We start from the raw sequence: 17670 nt of genomic DNA on the forward strand, positions 1-17670 counted from the left end.
CTCAGGCTCCTCGTGAAACAATAATCACCACCAGTACCGCCAGTTCAACCAGCGCCATCCGGCGGAACAGCAACGCACTACCTTCGCACTGCCAGCCCGGCACCAGCGACACCGGATTCAGCCATTTGCGCAGTTTCAGCACTGGCGCAAACGCCTGTTTAACCGGCATGGCAAAACCGTGAGCGGTAATCACCATTGATTTTTCATGGTCGTAGCCGCACACCCAGGCCGCACCGCGGGAACGTGACGGCAGGCGGTCGCCTTTGCAAATCGCCATAATGATGAATGGCAGCAGCGGGCAGGCAATCAGCAGCAATGTGATCATTGGTTGAGAAACGGTGGTGTTAGCAGGCTCCAGAGGCAGAGGTACGGCAGCAGAGAGCATCGGCAGCAGCCACGGCGCAGCAACACCGCCAATTACGCAGCAAATCGCCAGTGCCACTACGCTTACGCTCATCAGGAGCGGCGCACAGGTGGCGTTTTCGGCTTCTTTGGTACGCGGCGCGCCGAGGAACGTGACGCCATAGACTTCGCCATACACATCACCGCCAGCGCACCGGTAATTGCCAGACCCACAGCGAGCAGCGGCCCCAGCAGACGGGCAACAAACGCGCCACTATTGCTCAGTTTGAAAAAGGATTGATAGATAACCCATTCCCCGGCAAACCCGTTCAGCGGCGGCAGCGCAGCCATTGCCATCAACCCGACTAACATGGCGATGGAGATAACCGGCATTTTCTTGCCAATACCACCGAGTTTTTCGATATCGCGATGACCGGTACGGAACCAGACGCTCCCCGCCCCGAGGAACAGTACGCTTTTGAACAGGCTATGGTTAAGCAGATGGTACAGACCACCGACCAGGCCAAGAGCAATCAGCGCCGGTTGTTCGAGCGCGATACCCGTTACGCCAGCGCCCAGCCCCAGCAGGATAATGCCGATATTTTCCAGGGTGTGGTAAGCCAGCAGGCGCTGGATGTTGTGCTCCATCAGCGCATACAGACCACCGACAAACGCGGTGATCATGCCGAGCACCAGCAGCACGATCCCCCACCACAGCGGTGCATTACCGCCCAGCAGTGACAGGGTTAAAATGCCCAGCAGGCCAATTTTCATGACTACCGTAGAAAACAACGCGGCAGCTGGCGCAGAGGCGTTAGCATGTGCCTGCGGCACCCAGCCGTGCAGCGGAATAATCCCGGCGAGCAGGCCAAAGCCAATCACACCGAGCAGCCAGATATCGGAACCGAGCGGCAGCTGTTGCATACGCATATCCAGCAGGCGCAGATCCAGCGTGCCATAACGCTGCCACAGCAGCCAGCAAGCAATCGCCAGCAGCAGAGTGCCAAGACGCCCCAGCGCAAACCACAGTTTGCCCTCTTTTGTTTCGACGTAATACTCGATGGTGTGGCTGTTAAAGCCATCCGCCAGGGTGACGTAAATACGAAAATGTTCAAAAAGGACGAAACAGAGTTCTTTGTCCGGCGCGCAGCTCATGGCGTGATGCAGGCGCGCTTTCGATAACGTGATCCCCTGAACCAGCGAATTGCAGTAGATGTGCCACTGGTCCTGTAGGCGACGATGCCGCTGTGCGATGTAATCGGCTTTCTCGCTTATTTCCCAAATAGTCATTGTCAGGTTACCCGTTTAACAGAGATGCCAGCTTTAAGCATTTTCTGTGCCAATTTTTAATTTATTGTTATTAAAACGATTTTTAAGCTAAAGATGAATTTCGTCGCCGTGTCGACGTGTCATTTCGACATCATCGACATTATTCACCGCAGGGATAATCAACACTGGCACAATTATTGCTTGTAGCTGGCAATAGTTAATGGGAGGCGATATGCACGAAATAACCCTCTGCCAACGGGCACTGGAATTGATCGAACAGCAGGCCGCAAAACACGGCGCAAAACGCGTAACTGGGGTCTGGCTCAAAATTGGCGCATTTTCTTGTGTCGAAACCAGCTCTCTTGCCTTTTGTTTTGATCTGGTTTGCCGCGGCAGCGTGGCGGAAGGTTGTAAACTGCACCTCGAAGAACAAGAGGTCGAATGCTGGTGTGAAACATGCCAACAGTATGTGACGCTATTGACCCAGCGCGTCCGCCGCTGTCCACAGTGTCATGGTGACATGCTACAGATTGTGGCAGACGACGGTTTACAGATTCGGCGGATAGAAATAGACCAGGAGTGAGCGATGTGTACAACATGCGGTTGCGGTGAAGGCAACCTGTATATCGAGGGTGATGAACATAACCCTCATTCCGCGTTTCGTAGCGCGCCATTTGCCCCGGCGGCACGCCCGAAGATGAAAATCACCGGCATTAAAGCGCCTGAATTTACCCCCAGCCAGACTGAAGAAGGCGACCTGCATTACGGTCATGGCGAAGCGGGCACTCACGCACCGGGCATGAGCCAGCGTCGGATGCTGGAAGTCGAAATTGACGTGCTGGACAAAAACAACCGTCTGGCTGAACGCAACCGCGCGCGCTTTGCTGCCCGCAAGCAACTGGTGCTCAACCTGGTTTCCAGCCCAGGTTCCGGTAAAACCACCCTGCTGACGGAAACCCTAATGCGCCTGAAAGACAGCGTTCCGTGCGCGGTTATTGAAGGTGACCAGCAAACCGTGAACGATGCCGCACGCATTCGCGCTACCGGCACACCAGCGATTCAGGTGAACACAGGTAAAGGCTGCCATCTTGACGCACAGATGATTGCCGACGCCGCACCGCGTCTGCCACTGGACGATAACGGTATTCTGTTTATCGAAAACGTTGGCAACCTCGTATGCCCGGCCAGCTTCGATCTCGGTGAAAAACACAAAGTGGCGGTGCTTTCCGTTACCGAAGGTGAAGACAAACCGCTGAAATATCCGCATATGTTTGCCGCCGCCTCGCTGATGCTGCTCAACAAAGTTGACCTGTTGCCGTATCTCAACTTTGACGTTGAGAAGTGCATCGCCTGCGCCCGCGAAGTCAATCCAGAAATTGAAATCATCCTTATTTCCGCCACCAGCGGTGAAGGGATGGACCAGTGGCTGAACTGGCTGGAGACACAGCGATGTGCATAGGCGTTCCCGGCCAGATCCGCACCATTGACGGCAACCAGGCAAAAGTCGACGTCTGCGGCATTCAGCGCGATGTCGATTTAACGTTAGTCGGCAGCTGCGATGAAAACGGTCAGCCGCGCGTGGGCCAGTGGGTACTGGTACACGTTGGCTTTGCCATGAGCGTAATTACTGAAGCCGAAGCACGCGACACTCTCGACGCCTTACAAAACATGTTTGACGTTGAGCCGGATGTCGGCGCGCTGTTGTATGGCGAGGAAAAATAATGCGTTTTGTTGATGAATATCGCGCGCCGGAACAGGTGATGCAGTTAATTGAGCATCTGCGCGAACGTGCTTCACATCTCTCTTACACCGCCGAACGCCCTCTGCGGATTATGGAAGTGTGCGGTGGTCATACCCACGCTATTTTTAAATTCGGCCTCGACCAGTTACTGCCTGAAAACGTTGAGTTTATCCACGGTCCGGGTTGCCCTGTGTGCGTACTGCCGATGGGTAGAATCGACACCTGCGTGGAGATTGCCAGCCATCCGGAAGTCATCTTCTGTACCTTTGGCGATGCCATGCGCGTACCAGGGAAACAGGGATCGCTGTTGCAGGCAAAAGCACGCGGTGCCGATGTGCGCATCGTTTACTCGCCGATGGATGCGTTGAAACTGGCGCAGGAGAATCCAACCCGCAAAGTGGTGTTCTTCGGCTTAGGTTTTGAAACCACCATGCCGACCACCGCCATCACTCTGCAACAGGCGAAAGCGCGTGATGTGCAGAATTTTTACTTCTTCTGCCAGCACATTACGCTTATCCCGACGCTGCGCAGTTTGCTGGAACAGCCGGATAACGGTATCGACGCGTTCCTCGCGCCGGGCCACGTTAGTATGGTTATCGGCACTGATGCCTATAATTTTATCGCCAGCGATTTTCATCGTCCGCTGGTGGTCGCTGGTTTCGAACCCCTTGATCTACTGCAAGGCGTGGTGATGCTGGTGGAGCAGAAAATAGCGGCCCACAGCAAGGTAGAGAATCAGTATCGTCGGGTGGTACCGGATGCCGGTAACCTGCTGGCGCAACAGGCGATTGCCGATGTGTTCTGTGTCAACGGCGACAGCGAATGGCGCGGCTTAGGCGTGATTGAATCTTCTGGCGTGCACCTGACGCCGGATTATCAACGATTCGATGCCGAAGCACATTTCCGCCCGGCACCGCAGCAGGTCTGCGATGACCCGCGCGCGCGTTGTGGTGAGGTATTAACGGGCAAATGTAAGCCGCATCAATGCCCGCTGTTTGGTAACACCTGTAATCCTCAAACCGCATTTGGTGCACTGATGGTCTCCTCCGAAGGAGCGTGCGCCGCGTGGTATCAGTATCGTCAGCAGGAGAGTGAAGCGTGAATAATATCCAACTCGCCCACGGCAGCGGTGGCCAGGCGATGCAGCAATTAATCAACAGCCTGTTTATGGAAGCCTTTGCCAACCCGTGGCTGGCAGAGCAGGAAGACCAGGCACGTCTTGATCTGGCGCAGCTGGTAGCAGAAGGCGATCGTCTGGCGTTCTCCACCGACAGTTACGTCATTGACCCGCTGTTCTTTCCTGGCGGTAATATCGGCAAGCTGGCGATTTGCGGCACCGCGAATGACGTTGCGGTCAGTGGCGCTATTCCGTGCTATCTCTCCTGTGGCTTTATCCTCGAAGAAGGATTGCCGATGGAGACACTGAAAGCCGTAGTGACCAGCATGGCAGAAACCGCCCGCACGGCAGGCATTGCCATCGTTACTGGCGATACTAAAGTGGTGCAGCGCGGCGCGGCAGATAAACTGTTTATCAACACCGCTGGCATGGGCGCAATTCCGGCGAATATTCACTGGGGCGCACAGACGCTAACCGCAGGCGATGTATTGCTGGTTAGCGGTACACTCGGCGACCACGGGGCGACTATCCTTAACCTGCGTGAACAACTGGGGCTGGATGGTGAACTGGTCAGCGACTGCGCGGTGCTGACGCCGCTTATTCAGACGCTGCGTGACATTCCCGGCGTGAAAGCGCTGCGTGATGCCACCCGTGGTGGTGTAAACGCGGTGGTTCATGAGTTCGCGGCAGCCTGCGGTTGTGGTATTGAAATTTCTGAATCAGCACTGCCGGTTAAACCTGCTGTGCGCGGCGTTTGCGAACTGCTGGGACTGGACGCCCTTAACTTTGCCAACGAAGGCAAACTAGTAATAGCTGTTGAACGCAACGCAGCAGAGCAAGTGCTGGCAGCGTTACATTCCCATCCACTGGGGAAAGACGCGGCGCTAATTGGTGAAGTGGTGGAACGTAAAGGTGTTCGTCTTGCCGGTCTGTATGGTGTGAAACGAACCCTCGATTTACCACACGCCGAACCGCTTCCGCGTATATGCTAATAAAATTCTAAATCTCCTATAGTTAGTCAATGACCTTTTGCACCGCTTTGCGGTGCTTTCCTGGAAGAACAAAATGTCATATACACCGATGAGTGATCTCGGACAGCAAGGGTTGTTCGACATCACTCGGACACTATTGCAGCAGCCCGATCTGGCCTCGCTGTGTGAGGCTCTTTCGCAACTGGTAAAGCGTTCTGCGCTCGCCGACAACGCGGCTATTGTGTTGTGGCAAGCGCAGACTCAACGTGCGTCTTATTACGCATCGCGTGAAAAAGACACCCCCATTAAATATGAAGACGAAACTGTTCTGGCACACGGTCCGGTACGCCGCATTTTGTCGCGCCCTGATACGCTGCATTGCAGTTACGAAGAATTTTGTGAAACCTGGCCGCAGCTGGTCGCTGGTGGGCTATACCCCAAATTTGGTCACTATTGCCTGATGCCACTGGCGGCGGAAGGGCATATTTTTGGTGGCTGTGAATTTATTCGTTATGACGATCGTCCCTGGAGCGAAAAAGAGTTCAATCGTCTGCAAACATTTACGCAGATCGTTTCTGTCGTCACCGAACAAATCCAGAGCCGCGTCGTCAACAATGTCGACTATGAGTTGTTATGCCGGGAGCGCGATAACTTCCGCATCCTGGTTGCCATTACCAACGCGGTGCTTTCCCGCCTGGATATGGACGAACTGGTCAGCGAAGTCGCCAAAGAAATCCATTACTATTTCGACATTGACGATATCAGTATCGTCTTACGCAGCCACCGTAAAAACAAACTCAACATCTACTCCACTCACTATCTTGATAAACAACATCCCGCCCACGAACAGAGCGAAGTCGATGAAGCCGGAACCCTCACCGAACGCGTGTTCAAAAGTAAAGAGATGCTGCTGATCAATCTCCACGAGCGGGACGATTTAGCCCCCTATGAACGCATGTTGTTCGACACCTGGGGCAACCAGATTCAAACCTTGTGCCTGTTACCGCTGATGTCTGGCGACACCATGCTGGGCGTGCTGAAACTGGCGCAATGCGAAGAGAAAGTGTTTACCACTACCAATCTGAATTTGCTGCGCCAGATTGCCGAACGTGTGGCAATCGCTGTCGATAACGCCCTCGCCTATCAGGAAATCCATCGTCTGAAAGAACGGCTGGTTGATGAAAACCTCGCCCTGACCGAGCAGCTCAACAATGTTGATAGTGAATTTGGCGAGATTATTGGCCGCAGCGAAGCCATGTACAGCGTGCTTAAACAAGTTGAAATGGTGGCGCAAAGTGACAGTACCGTGCTGATCCTCGGTGAAACTGGCACGGGTAAAGAGCTGATTGCCCGCGCGATCCATAATCTCAGTGGGCGTAATAATCGCCGCATGGTCAAAATGAACTGCGCGGCGATGCCTGCCGGATTGCTGGAAAGCGATCTGTTTGGTCATGAGCGTGGGGCTTTTACCGGTGCCAGCGCCCAGCGCATTGGTCGTTTTGAACTGGCGGATAAAAGCTCCCTGTTCCTCGACGAAGTGGGCGATATGCCACTGGAGTTACAGCCGAAGTTGCTGCGTGTATTGCAGGAACAGGAGTTTGAACGTCTCGGCAGCAACAAAATCATTCAGACGGACGTACGTTTAATTGCCGCGACTAACCGCGATCTGAAAAAAATGGTCGCCGACCGAGAGTTCCGTAGCGATCTCTATTACCGCCTGAACGTATTCCCGATTCACCTGCCGCCACTACGCGAGCGTCCGGAAGATATTCCGCTGCTGGCGAAAGCCTTTACCTTCAAAATTGCCCGTCGTCTGGGGCGCAATATCGACAGCATTCCAGCCGAGACGCTGCGCACCTTGAGCAACATGGAGTGGCCGGGTAACGTACGCGAACTGGAAAACGTCATTGAGCGCGCAGTATTGCTAACACGCGGCAACGTGCTGCAGCTGTCATTGCCAGATATTGCTTTACCGGAGCCTGAAACGCCGCCTGCCGCAACGGTTGTCGCTCAGGAGGGCGAAGATGAATATCAGTTGATTGTTCGCGTGCTGAAAGAAACCAACGGCGTGGTTGCCGGGCCTAAAGGCGCTGCGCAACGTCTGGGGCTGAAACGCACGACCCTGCTGTCACGGATGAAGCGGCTGGGAATTGATAAATCGGCATTGATTTAACTGCAAATTGCCGGACAGATCTGCCTGTCCGGCATACTATTCACGAGGTTTTTTCGGACGATATTTTTCCGGCAGTTCTGGCACCGGACGCTTGTCATCGATGAGATGACGCACGGTTAAGATCGGATGACGCCACAGCATTCTCGGCCCGGCCCAACGCATAATCTGTTTCATCTCTTCACGCTTTGCAGGCTGGTAACAGTGCACCGGACACTGCTTACAGGCTGGTTTCTCTTCGCCGAACACACATTTATCCAGCCGCTTTTGCGCGTAAACAAACAACGCCTCGTAATGCTCCGGCTCCGCTGACGCCTGCGGGCATTTCGCTTGATAAAGATCGATCATTTTTTTAATCGTCAGTTTTTCACGAGAGATACGCTTGCCGGACATGCTGCCTCCATACTCTTAAGGTGTATTTATATTACAACTTAATTTGAAAGGGGACTATGGCTCTGAAGGAGGAGGTTTATTCAACCGACGCAATTTTGCGTACTTGCTTCATAAGCATCACGCAAAAGCTGCAAAACAGCATCTTTCCCGGAACCAGCATCAAGAACTCGCCGTTCGCTTCTTCCCCTGAAATGATTAACTCCGGTATCATGTGCGCCTTATGTGATTACAACGAAAATAAAAACCATCACACCCCATTTAATATCAGGGAACCGGACATAACCCCATGAGTGCAATAGAAAATTTCGACGCCCATACGCCCATGATGCAGCAGTATCTCAGGCTGAAAGCCCAGCATCCCGAGATCCTGCTGTTTTACCGGATGGGTGATTTTTATGAACTGTTTTATGACGACGCAAAACGCGCGTCGCAACTGCTGGATATTTCACTGACCAAACGCGGTGCTTCGGCGGGAGAGCCGATCCCGATGGCGGGGATTCCCTACCATGCGGTGGAAAACTATCTCGCCAAACTGGTGAATCAGGGAGAGTCCGTTGCCATCTGCGAACAAATTGGCGATCCGGCGACCAGCAAAGGTCCGGTTGAGCGCAAAGTTGTGCGTATCGTTACGCCAGGCACCATCAGCGATGAAGCCCTGTTACAGGAGCGTCAGGACAACCTGCTGGCGGCTATCTGGCAGGACAGCAAAGGTTTCGGCTACGCGACGCTGGATATCAGCTCCGGGCGTTTTCGCCTGAGCGAACCGGCCGACCGCGAAACGATGGCGGCAGAGCTGCAACGCACTAATCCGGCGGAACTGCTGTATGCAGAAGATTTCGCCGAGATGTCGCTGATTGAAGGCCGTCGCGGCCTGCGCCGTCGCCCGCTGTGGGAGTTTGAAATCGACACCGCGCGCCAGCAGTTGAATCTGCAATTTGGCACCCGCGATCTGGTCGGTTTTGGCGTCGAGAACGCGCCGCGCGGACTTTGTGCTGCCGGTTGTCTGTTGCAGTATGCGAAAGATACCCAACGCACGACCCTGCCGCATATTCGTTCTATCACCATGGAACGTGAGCAGGACAGCATCATTATGGATGCCGCGACACGTCGTAACCTGGAAATTACTCAGAACCTGGCGGGCGGTGCGGAAAATACGCTGGCTTCTGTGCTCGACTGCACCGTCACGCGATGGGTAGTCGTATGCTGAAACGCTGGCTGCATATGCCAGTGCGCGATACCCGCGTGTTGCTTGAGCGCCAGCAAACTATTGGCGCATTGCAGGATTTCACCGCCGGGCTACAGCCGGTACTGCGTCAGGTCGGCGACCTTGAACGTATTCTGGCACGTCTGGCTTTACGAACTGCTCGCCCACGCGATCTGGCCCGTATGCGCCACGCTTTCCAGCAACTGCCGGAGCTGCGTGCACAGTTAGAAACTGTCGATAGTGCACCGGTACAGGCGCTACGTGAGAAGATGGGCGAGTTTGCCGAGCTGCGCGATCTGCTGGAGCGAGCAATCATCGACACACCGCCGGTGCTGGTACGCGACGGTGGTGTTATCGCATCGGGCTATAACGAAGAGCTGGATGAGTGGCGCGCGCTGGCTGACGGCGCGACCGATTATCTGGAGCGTCTGGAAGTCCGCGAGCGTGAACGTACCGGCCTGGACACGCTGAAAGTTGGCTTTAATGCGGTGCACGGCTACTACATTCAAATCAGCCGTGGGCAAAGCCATCTGGCACCCATCAACTACATGCGTCGCCAGACGCTGAAAAACGCCGAGCGCTACATCATTCCAGAGCTAAAAGAGTACGAAGATAAAGTTCTCACCTCAAAAGGCAAAGCACTGGCACTGGAAAAACAGCTTTATGAAGAGCTGTTCGACCTGCTGTTGCCGCATCTGGAAGCGTTGCAACAGAGCGCGAGCGCGCTGGCGGAACTCGACGTGCTGGTTAACCTGGCGGAACGGGCCTATACCCTGAACTACACCTGCCCGACCTTCATTGATAAACCGGGCATTCGCATTACCGAAGGTCGCCATCCGGTAGTTGAACAAGTACTGAATGAGCCATTTATCGCTAACCCGCTGAATCTGTCGCCGCAGCGCCGTATGTTGATTATTACCGGCCCGAACATGGGCGGTAAAAGTACCTATATGCGCCAGACCGCACTGATTGCGCTGATGGCCTACATTGGCAGCTATGTACCGGCACAAAAAGTCGAGATTGGACCTATCGATCGCATCTTTACCCGCGTAGGCGCGGCAGATGACCTGGCTTCCGGGCGCTCAACCTTTATGGTGGAGATGACTGAAACCGCCAATATTTTACATAACGCCACCGAATACAGTCTGGTGTTAATGGATGAGATCGGGCGTGGAACGTCCACCTACGATGGTCTGTCGCTGGCGTGGGCGTGCGCAGAAAATCTGGCGAATAAGATTAAGGCATTGACGCTGTTTGCCACCCACTATTTCGAGCTGACCCAGCTACCGGAGAAAATGGAAGACGTCGCCAACGTGCATCTCGATGCGCTGGAGCACGGAGACACCATTGCCTTTATGCATAGCGTGCAGGATGGCGCGGCGAGCAAAAGCTACGGCCTGGCGGTTGCAGCTCTGGCAGGCGTGCCAAAAGAGGTGATTAAGCGCGCACGGCAAAAACTGCGTGAGCTGGAAAGCATTTCGCCGAACGCCGCCGCTACGCAAGTGGATGGTACGCAAATGTCTTTGCTGTCAGTACCGGAAGAAACCTCGCCAGCGGTCGAAGCTCTGGAAAACCTGGACCCGGATTCACTGACTCCGCGTCAGGCGCTGGAATGGATTTATCGCTTGAAGAGCCTGGTGTAATAACAATTCCCGATAGTCTTTTGCTATCGGGAATATTAACGACAACTGACGAATAAAATAAAAACCCCCTGTATAATAGGAAAGCTTATTTTACAGGGTAAAACCATGCCATCTACACGCTATCAAAAAATTAATGCCCATCACTATCGCCATATATGGGTCGTTGGTGATATACATGGTGAATATCAATTATTACAATCCCGCTTACATCAACTCTCTTTTTGCCCTGAAACCGACTTACTTATTTCTGTCGGCGATAATATTGATCGTGGGCCGGAGAGTCTTGACGTCCTGCGCCTGCTAAACCAGCCCTGGTTTATCTCCGTTAAAGGCAACCACGAAGCAATGGAGCTGGATGCGTTCGCGACCGGCGATGGCAATATGTGGCTTGCCAGCGGTGGTGACTGGTTTTTCGATTTAAATGATTCAGAGCAACAAGAGGCAATAGATCTGTTGCTGAAATTCCATCACCTTCCACATATTATTGAAATCACTAACGACATAATAAAATATGTCATCGCACATGCAGATTATCCGGGTGATGAATATCTCTTTGGCAAAGAAATAGCGGAGAGCGAATTACTCTGGCCTGTTTATCGTGTGCAGAAATCGCTTAATGGCGAGTTACAACAAATAAACGGCGCTGATTATTTTATATTTGGACATATGATGTTTGATAACATTCAGACGTTCGCTAACCAGATTTATATTGATACCGGATCGCCGAAAAGTGGGCGGCTGTCATTTTATAAAATAAGGTAGTCTCATGCTTCTTCTGTGAAGCATGAGTAACCAGATGTTATTGCAGGCCATTATTCATTTTTCGCTACCAGCAAAGAGAGATCCTGCTTCGCCAGCGCGCGACTGGCACTCTCCGGCAAACCGTCGTCTGTAATAATCTGATCAAACTCGCTTAATGGTAACGCCAGCCATGTCGCCACCTGACCATATTTCGTCGCATCACAGACCAAAACTCGCTGGCGGCTGGCACTAGCAATCGCCCGTTTCACCGTGACTTTATCTTCCGCTGGCGTAGAAATCCCCCGCACACTCCATGACGATGCAGAAATAAAAGCCTGATCAATCATCAGGCTGCGCAGCATGGTCGCAGCGGCTTCCCCGACACAGGAACGGTTTTCCCGACACACTGCACCGCCAGTGTGAATAATTGTGCAATTACTGTTGTCGAGCAAGTAGTTCGCAATAACGAAATCGTTTGTGACCACAGTCAGTGACTCCATGTGAATCAGATGCTGTGCTATCGCTAACGTGGTCGTTCCTGCATCCAGATAGATACAACTTCCCGGCTGAACAAGACTTGCCGCCAGCTTGCCAATAGCCGCTTTTTGCGTCATTGCTAGCGCAGTTTTTACCTGATGAGAAGGTTCATGCGCCACGCGTCCCGGAGACTGGACGCCTCCGGACACCAGCACAACGGCTCCCTGCTGCTCCAGTTTTTGTAAATCCCGACGAATGGTCATATGTGATACATTCATTCTGTCCGTTAGTTCAGCAATACTGACAATGCCTTTTTCAGCTACCATCTCAAGGATGATTTGGCGACGCTCTACGGGTATCAACTTTTGCTCCTTCCTTTGTCCTGCTGACATTCTACGCTATTTGCCTGCGAAACGTGCGCGGCGCAACTAACGCTTAGTTCACATAAAATAACACACAATGTTAATTTATGTGAATCGGCTCACCATATCGTTATCTTCCAGCGCTTATATTCACAATATCAAACAAAATATCACTTAAATTAACAAGGAGAGCAGATGAAAACGGGATCTGAGTTTCATGTCGGTATCGTTGGCTTAGGGTCAATGGGAATGGGAGCAGCACTGTCATGTGTCCGCGCAGGTCTTTCTACCTGGGGCGCAGACCTGAACAGCAATGCCTGCGCTACGTTGAAAGAGGCAGGTGCTTGCGGGGTTTCTGATAACGCCGCGACGTTTGCCGAAAAACTGGACGCTCTGCTGGTGCTGGTGGTCAATGCGGCCCAGGTTAAACAGGTGCTGTTTGGTGAAACAGGCGTTGCACAACATCTGAAACCCGGTACGGCAGTAATGGTTTCTTCCACTATCGCTAGTGCTGATGCGCAAGAAATTGCTACCGCTCTGGCTGGATTCGATCTGGAAATGCTGGATGCGCCAGTTTCTGGTGATGCAGTAAAAGCCGCTAACGGTGAAATGACTGTCATGGCCTCCGGTAGCGATATTGCCTTTGAACGACTGGCACCCGTGCTGGAAGCCGTTGCCGGAAAAGTTTATCGCATAGGTGCAGAACCGGGACTAGGTTCGACCGTAAAAATTATTCACCAGTTGTTAGCGGGCGTACATATTGCTGCCGGAGCCGAAGCGATGGCACTTGCAGCCCGTGCGGGGATCCCGCTGGATGTGATGTATGACGTCGTGACCAATGCCGCCGGAAATTCCTGGATGTTCGAAAACCGGATGCGTCATGTGGTGGATGGCGATTACACCCCGCATTCAGCCGTCGATATTTTTGTTAAGGATCTTGGTCTGGTTGCCGATACAGCCAAAGCCCTGCACTTCCCGCTGCCATTGGCCTCAACAGCATTGAATATGTTCACCAGCGCCAGTAACGCAGGTTACGGGAAAGAAGACGATAGCGCAGTTATCAAGATTTTCTCTGGCATCACTCTACCGGGAGCGAAATCATGATCAAGATTGGCGTTATCGCCGATGATTTTACCGGCGCGACGGATATCGCCAGTTTTCTGGTGGAAAACGGTCTACCAACGGTACAAATTAACGGTGTTCCAACAGGTAAAATGCCGGAAGCAATCGACGCACTGGTGATCAGCCTGAAAACGCGCTCCTGTCCGGTGGTTGAAGCCACACAGCAATCGCTGGCGGCTCTGAGCTGGTTGCAACAGCAAGGTTGCAAACAGATCTATTTCAAATACTGCTCTACTTTCGACAGTACGGCGAAAGGTAATATCGGCCCGGTTACCGATGCATTAATGGATGCTCTCGACACGCCGTTTACGGTCTTCTCTCCGGCCCTGTCGGTCAACGGACGTACGGTTTATCAGGGGTATTTGTTCGTAATGAATCAACTGCTGGCCGAATCCGGGATGCGCCATCACCCGGTAAATCCCATGACCGACAGCTATCTTCCCCGTCTGGTTGAAGCGCAATCCACAGGGCGCTGCGGCGTCGTTTCGGCACATGTTTTCGAACAAGGTGTGGATGCCGTTCGTCAAGAGCTGGCTCGCTTACAGCAAGAGGGCTACCGCTACGCGGTGCTTGATGCGCTGACCGAACACCATCTGGAAATTCAGGGAGAAGCCTTGCGCGATGCCCCACTGGTAACGGGCGGTTCTGGTCTGGCGATTGGCCTGGCCCGGCAGTGGGCGCAAGAAAACGGTAACCAGGCTCGCGAAGCAGGGCATCCGCTCGCTGGGCGCGGCGTAGTGCTCTCCGGTTCATGCTCTCAAATGACCAACCGCCAGGTGGCACATTACCGTCAAATTGCACCAGCCCGTGAAGTTGATGTGGCACGCTGCCTCTCAACCGAAACTCTGGCCGCTTATGCACACGAACTGGCAGAGTGGGTTCTGGGCCAGGAAAGTGTACTTGCTCCACTGGTTTTTGCCACCGCCAGCACTGACGCATTGGCAGCAATTCAACAGCAATACGGTGCACAAAAAGCCAGTCAGGCAGTAGAAACTCTGTTTTCTCAACTAGCGGCGCGGTTAGCAGCGGAAGGCGTGACACGCTTTATTGTCGCAGGCGGTGAGACCTCCGGCGTAGTCACACAGAGCCTGGGCATAAAAGGGTTTCATATTGGCCCAACCATTTCCCCCGGCGTGCCGTGGGTAAACGCACTGGATAAGCCTGTCTCACTCGCCCTTAAATCTGGCAACTTCGGTGATGAAGCCTTTTTTTCACGAGCCCAAAGAGAGTTTTTATCATGAGCGATTTCGCAAAAGTAGAGCAGTCTTTGCGAGAGGAGATGACGCGGATTGCCAGTTCATTCTTTCAGCGCGGCTATGCAACCGGTTCGGCTGGCAATCTGTCGCTGCTTTTACCTGACGGGAATTTACTGGCGACACCGACAGGTTCATGCCTGGGCAATCTCGATCCGCAGCGGCTTTCCAAAGTCGCCGCGGATGGCGAATGGTTAAGTGGTGACAAACCCTCGAAAGAGGTGCTCTTTCATCTGGCGCTGTATCGCAACAATCCGCGCTGTAAAGCGGTGGTGCATTTGCACAGCACATGGTCGACGGCGCTTTCCTGCCTGCAAGGGCTGGACAGCAGCAACGTTATTCGTCCGTTCACACCATACGTGGTGATGCGGATGGGAAATGTCCCGCTGGTGCCCTATTACCGACCGGGCGATAAACGCATCGCACAGGATCTGGCGGAACTGGCAGCAGACAATCAGGCTTTTTTACTGGCAAATCATGGCCCAGTGGTTTGCGGTGAAAGCCTGCAAGAAGCCGCCAACAATATGGAAGAGCTGGAGGAAACGGCAAAGCTGATTTTTATTCTCGGTGACCGCCCGATCCGTTATCTGACCGCAGGTGAAATTGCGGAATTAAGGAGTTAATGCAATGCCTCGTTTTGCAGCTAATTTATCCATGATGTTCACCGAAGTGCCTTTTATTGAACGCTTCGCCGCAGCGCGAAAAGCCGGGTTCGATGCTATGGAATTTCTGTTTCCCTATGACTACTCCACCCTGCAAATCCAAAAGCAACTGGAGCAAAACCATCTGACACTGGCGCTGTTCAATACCGCTCCCGGAGATATTAATGCGGGGGAATGGGGATTATCCGCCCTTCCCGGACGTGAGCACGAAGCACACGCAGACATCGACCTGGCACTGGAATATGCATTGGCGCTCAATTGTGAACAAGTCCATGTGATGGCAGGCGTCGTGCCCGCTGGCGAAGATGCTGAACGGTACCGGGCAGTATTTATCGATAATCTCCGCTACGCTGCCGACCGCTTTGCGCCACACGGCAAGCGAATATTAGTTGAAGCACTCAGCCCCGACGTTAAGCCTCATTATCTCTTCTCCAGCCAGTATCAGGCACTGGCTATTGTTGAAGAGGTTGCGCGAGATAACGTGTTTATTCAACTAGATACTTTTCATGCGCAAAAAGTAGATGGCAACCTGACGCATTTAATCCGCGACTACGCTGGGAAATATGCGCACGTACAAATTGCCGGACTACCTGATCGACATGAACCGGACGATGGAGAAATCAACTATCCGTGGCTGTTCCGCCTGTTCGATGAGGTGGGATATCAGGGCTGGATCGTTGTGAATATAAACCTCGTGGCCTCACCGAAGAAGGGCTTGGCTGGTTTGACGCCTGGCGCTAATTCGTTAAATCCCTAATTACAACGTACCCATACATCCCCCCATCTACGGATGGGGTAGGTTAACTATAACTTTCAGACAGGGTTTCCCATGTCCACAATTACATTGTTATGCATTGCGTTAGCTGGCGTAATCATGCTGTTGCTGCTGGTCATCAAGGCAAAGGTACAACCATTCGTTGCTCTGCTCCTCGTCAGCCTGTTAGTCGCACTTGCGGCGGGTATACCGGCGGGCGAAGTGGGTAAAGTGATGATCGCCGGGATGGGCGGTGTGCTTGGTTCCGTCACTATTATTATTGGTCTGGGCGCTATGCTGGGGCGTATGATCGAACACTCTGGTGGTGCAGAGTCACTGGCTAATTATTTCAGTCGCAAGTTAGGTGACAAACGAACTATCGCTGCGCTGACTCTGGCAGCGTTCTTCCTCGGTATTCCCGTCTTCTTTGATGTCAGCTTTATTATTCTTGCGCCAATCATTTACGGTTTTGCCAAGGTTGCCAAAATATCGCCACTCAAATTTGGCCTGCCTGTCGCTGGAATCATGCTAACTGTTCATGTGGCAGTACCGCCGCATCCAGGCCCTGTCGCCACAGCGGGGTTACTCCACGCAGACATCGGCTGGCTAACCATCATCGGTATTGCGATTTCTATTCCCGTAGGGATTGTTGGCTACTTTGCAGCGAAAATAATCAATAAGCGCCAATATGCGATGTCAGTAGAAGTACTGGAACAGATGCAACTGGCTCCGGCCAGTGAGGAAGGCGCGACAAAATTAAGCGATAAAATAAATCCACCGGGCGTCGCGCTGGTCACCTCGCTAATTGTTATTCCTATCGCGATTATCATGACGGGTACGGTTTCCGCAACACTGATGCCGCCTTCGCATCCCCTGCTTGGTACGCTACAGCTGATCGGCTCACCAATGGTAGCTCTAATGATTGCGCTGGTGCTGGCATTCTGGTTATTGGCTTTACGTCGCGGCTGGAGCTTACAACACACCAGCGACATTATGGGCTCAGCCCTTCCCACTGCGGCGGTAGTGATTTTGGTTACTGGTGCTGGAGGGGTATTTGGCAAAGTGCTGGTGGAATCGGGCGTCGGCAAAGCCCTTGCCAATATGCTACAAATGATTGACCTGCCTCTGTTACCAGCCGCATTTATTATTTCACTGGCTCTGCGTGCATCGCAGGGGTCAGCAACCGTAGCAATCCTGACAACCGGCGGGTTACTCTCAGAAGCGGTGATGGGATTGAATCCGATTCAGTGCGTATTGGTGACGCTGGCAGCCTGCTTTGGTGGGCTTGGCGCGTCACATATTAATGACTCAGGGTTCTGGATTGTGACCAAATATCTGGGGTTGTCGGTAGCAGACGGTCTGAAAACCTGGACAGTGTTAACGACCATTCTCGGTTTTACCGGATTCTTAATTACCTGGTGCGTATGGGCGGTAATTTGACCTTAATAA

General features: G+C 53.0%; 14 protein-coding genes and 4 pseudogenes. 13 read left to right on the forward strand and 5 right to left on the reverse strand.

The genetic code is table 11. From position 1 onward, the window contains the following. Window position 1 precedes the first annotated feature (1 nt). Both hycC and BHE85_RS26875 read right to left on the reverse strand, forming a co-directional pair. Window positions 2-1386 (reverse strand): annotated as a pseudogene (gene hycC / locus BHE85_RS26980) (formate hydrogenlyase subunit 3); the annotation flags it as partial. After that, a pseudogene (locus BHE85_RS26875) lies at window positions 1372-1632 on the reverse strand (formate hydrogenlyase regulator HycA); the annotation flags it as partial. The pseudogenes BHE85_RS26875 and hycC, both read right to left, overlap by 15 nt. Window positions 1633-1843: 211 nt before the next feature. Here BHE85_RS26875 and hypA point away from each other — a divergent pair. The 6 genes from hypA (at window position 1844) to flhA (ending at window position 7613) form a co-directional block, all read left to right on the forward strand. Beyond that, complete coding sequence (gene hypA / locus BHE85_RS19685) at window positions 1844-2194, forward strand: hydrogenase maturation nickel metallochaperone HypA (protein ID WP_004986240.1); 351 nt, start codon at window positions 1844-1846, stop codon at window positions 2192-2194. A gap of 3 nt (window positions 2195-2197) precedes the next feature. Continuing rightward, window positions 2198-3070 carry a hydrogenase nickel incorporation protein HypB gene (gene hypB, locus BHE85_RS19690; RefSeq protein ID WP_000337665.1) on the forward strand — a complete coding sequence of 291 codons (873 nt, stop codon included), beginning with the start codon at window positions 2198-2200 and terminating at the stop codon, window positions 3068-3070. Beyond that, window positions 3061-3333, forward strand: a complete 273-nt coding sequence (hypC, locus tag BHE85_RS19695) for a hydrogenase 3 maturation protein HypC (protein ID WP_000334884.1) — start codon at window positions 3061-3063, stop codon at window positions 3331-3333. The genes hypB and hypC overlap by 10 nt, the downstream gene beginning before the upstream one ends. Then, the gene (gene hypD, locus BHE85_RS19700) at window positions 3333-4454 is read left to right on the forward strand and encodes a hydrogenase formation protein HypD (RefSeq protein WP_001212982.1); all 1122 of its coding nucleotides are present in this window, start codon (window positions 3333-3335) and stop codon (window positions 4452-4454) included. The genes hypC and hypD overlap by 1 nt, the downstream gene beginning before the upstream one ends. Further along, window positions 4451-5461 carry a hydrogenase maturation carbamoyl dehydratase HypE gene (gene hypE, locus BHE85_RS19705; RefSeq protein WP_001059906.1) on the forward strand — a complete coding sequence of 337 codons (1011 nt, stop codon included), beginning with the start codon at window positions 4451-4453 and terminating at the stop codon, window positions 5459-5461. The genes hypD and hypE overlap by 4 nt, the downstream gene beginning before the upstream one ends. A 73-nt stretch (window positions 5462-5534) precedes the next feature. After that, complete coding sequence (gene flhA / locus BHE85_RS19710; RefSeq protein WP_001368717.1) at window positions 5535-7613, forward strand: formate hydrogenlyase transcriptional activator FlhA; 2079 nt, start codon at window positions 5535-5537, stop codon at window positions 7611-7613. Between the two features lie 36 nt (window positions 7614-7649). On the opposite strand, the gene BHE85_RS19715 is transcribed toward flhA, so the two are convergent. Further along, on the reverse strand, window positions 7650-8003 hold the full coding sequence (locus BHE85_RS19715; RefSeq protein WP_000015498.1) for a nitrous oxide-stimulated promoter family protein: 354 nt from the start codon (window positions 8001-8003) through the stop codon (window positions 7650-7652). 76 nt (window positions 8004-8079) lie between these two features. Then, a complete protein-coding gene (locus tag BHE85_RS26880) occupies window positions 8080-8214 on the reverse strand; it encodes a hypothetical protein (RefSeq protein ID WP_000611926.1) in 135 nt (44 codons plus the stop codon). 75 nt (window positions 8215-8289) lie between these two features. On the opposite strand from BHE85_RS26880, the pseudogene mutS reads away from it, so the two are divergent. Both mutS and pphB read left to right on the forward strand, forming a co-directional pair. Continuing rightward, a pseudogene (gene mutS / locus BHE85_RS19720) lies at window positions 8290-10850 on the forward strand (DNA mismatch repair protein MutS). A 105-nt stretch (window positions 10851-10955) separates the two neighbouring features. Further along, window positions 10956-11612, forward strand: a complete 657-nt coding sequence (gene pphB / locus BHE85_RS19725) for a protein-serine/threonine phosphatase (RefSeq protein ID WP_001141317.1) — start codon at window positions 10956-10958, stop codon at window positions 11610-11612. A gap of 50 nt (window positions 11613-11662) precedes the next feature. Here pphB and ygbI read toward each other — a convergent pair whose 3' ends face one another. Next, on the reverse strand, window positions 11663-12430 hold the full coding sequence (gene ygbI / locus BHE85_RS19730) for a DNA-binding transcriptional repressor YgbI (protein ID WP_001297141.1): 768 nt from the start codon (window positions 12428-12430) through the stop codon (window positions 11663-11665). A gap of 195 nt (window positions 12431-12625) precedes the next feature. Between ygbI and ltnD the strand changes: the two genes are divergently transcribed. From ltnD to BHE85_RS19755, 5 genes and pseudogenes are all read left to right on the forward strand, one after another. Next, window positions 12626-13534: an L-threonate dehydrogenase gene (gene ltnD / locus BHE85_RS19735; RefSeq protein ID WP_000847976.1), complete on the forward strand. Its 909-nt coding sequence runs from the start codon at window positions 12626-12628 to the stop codon at window positions 13532-13534. Beyond that, a complete protein-coding gene (gene otnK, locus BHE85_RS19740) occupies window positions 13531-14793 on the forward strand; it encodes a 3-oxo-tetronate kinase (RefSeq protein WP_000590422.1) in 1263 nt (420 codons plus the stop codon). The genes ltnD and otnK overlap by 4 nt, the downstream gene beginning before the upstream one ends. Beyond that, the gene (otnC, locus tag BHE85_RS19745; RefSeq protein WP_001278994.1) at window positions 14790-15428 is read left to right on the forward strand and encodes a 3-oxo-tetronate 4-phosphate decarboxylase; all 639 of its coding nucleotides are present in this window, start codon (window positions 14790-14792) and stop codon (window positions 15426-15428) included. Before otnK ends, otnC begins: the two co-directional genes overlap by 4 nt. A gap of 4 nt (window positions 15429-15432) precedes the next feature. Then, window positions 15433-16208: pseudogene (locus BHE85_RS19750) on the forward strand (HPr family phosphocarrier protein). A gap of 88 nt (window positions 16209-16296) precedes the next feature. After that, complete coding sequence (locus BHE85_RS19755) at window positions 16297-17661, forward strand: GntP family transporter (RefSeq protein WP_000104446.1); 1365 nt, start codon at window positions 16297-16299, stop codon at window positions 17659-17661. Window positions 17662-17670: the final 9 nt, after the last annotated feature.

It is taken from the genome of Shigella sp. FC1567 (genome assembly GCF_001743015.1).
Taxonomy (GTDB): Bacteria; Pseudomonadota; Gammaproteobacteria; order Enterobacterales; family Enterobacteriaceae; genus Escherichia; species Escherichia coli.

Excerpts from the sequence above, each read along its gene's own strand:
- otnC (WP_001278994.1), top strand. The coding sequence starts at position 14,790 with ATGAGCGATTTCGCAAAAGTAGAGCAGTCTTTGCGAGAGGAGATGACG.
- otnK (WP_000590422.1), top strand. The coding sequence starts at position 13,531 with ATGATCAAGATTGGCGTTATCGCCGATGATTTTACCGGCGCGACGGAT.
- ltnD (WP_000847976.1), top strand. The coding sequence starts at position 12,626 with ATGAAAACGGGATCTGAGTTTCATGTCGGTATCGTTGGCTTAGGGTCA.
- pphB (WP_001141317.1), top strand. The coding sequence starts at position 10,956 with ATGCCATCTACACGCTATCAAAAAATTAATGCCCATCACTATCGCCAT.
- flhA (WP_001368717.1), top strand. The coding sequence starts at position 5,535 with ATGTCATATACACCGATGAGTGATCTCGGACAGCAAGGGTTGTTCGAC.
- BHE85_RS19755 (WP_000104446.1), top strand. The coding sequence starts at position 16,297 with ATGTCCACAATTACATTGTTATGCATTGCGTTAGCTGGCGTAATCATG.
- BHE85_RS26880 (WP_000611926.1), bottom strand. The coding sequence starts at position 8,214 with ATGATACCGGAGTTAATCATTTCAGGGGAAGAAGCGAACGGCGAGTTC.
- BHE85_RS19715 (WP_000015498.1), bottom strand. The coding sequence starts at position 8,003 with ATGTCCGGCAAGCGTATCTCTCGTGAAAAACTGACGATTAAAAAAATG.
- hypC (WP_000334884.1), top strand. The coding sequence starts at position 3,061 with ATGTGCATAGGCGTTCCCGGCCAGATCCGCACCATTGACGGCAACCAG.
- hypA (WP_004986240.1), top strand. The coding sequence starts at position 1,844 with ATGCACGAAATAACCCTCTGCCAACGGGCACTGGAATTGATCGAACAG.
- hypD (WP_001212982.1), top strand. The coding sequence starts at position 3,333 with ATGCGTTTTGTTGATGAATATCGCGCGCCGGAACAGGTGATGCAGTTA.
- hypB (WP_000337665.1), top strand. The coding sequence starts at position 2,198 with ATGTGTACAACATGCGGTTGCGGTGAAGGCAACCTGTATATCGAGGGT.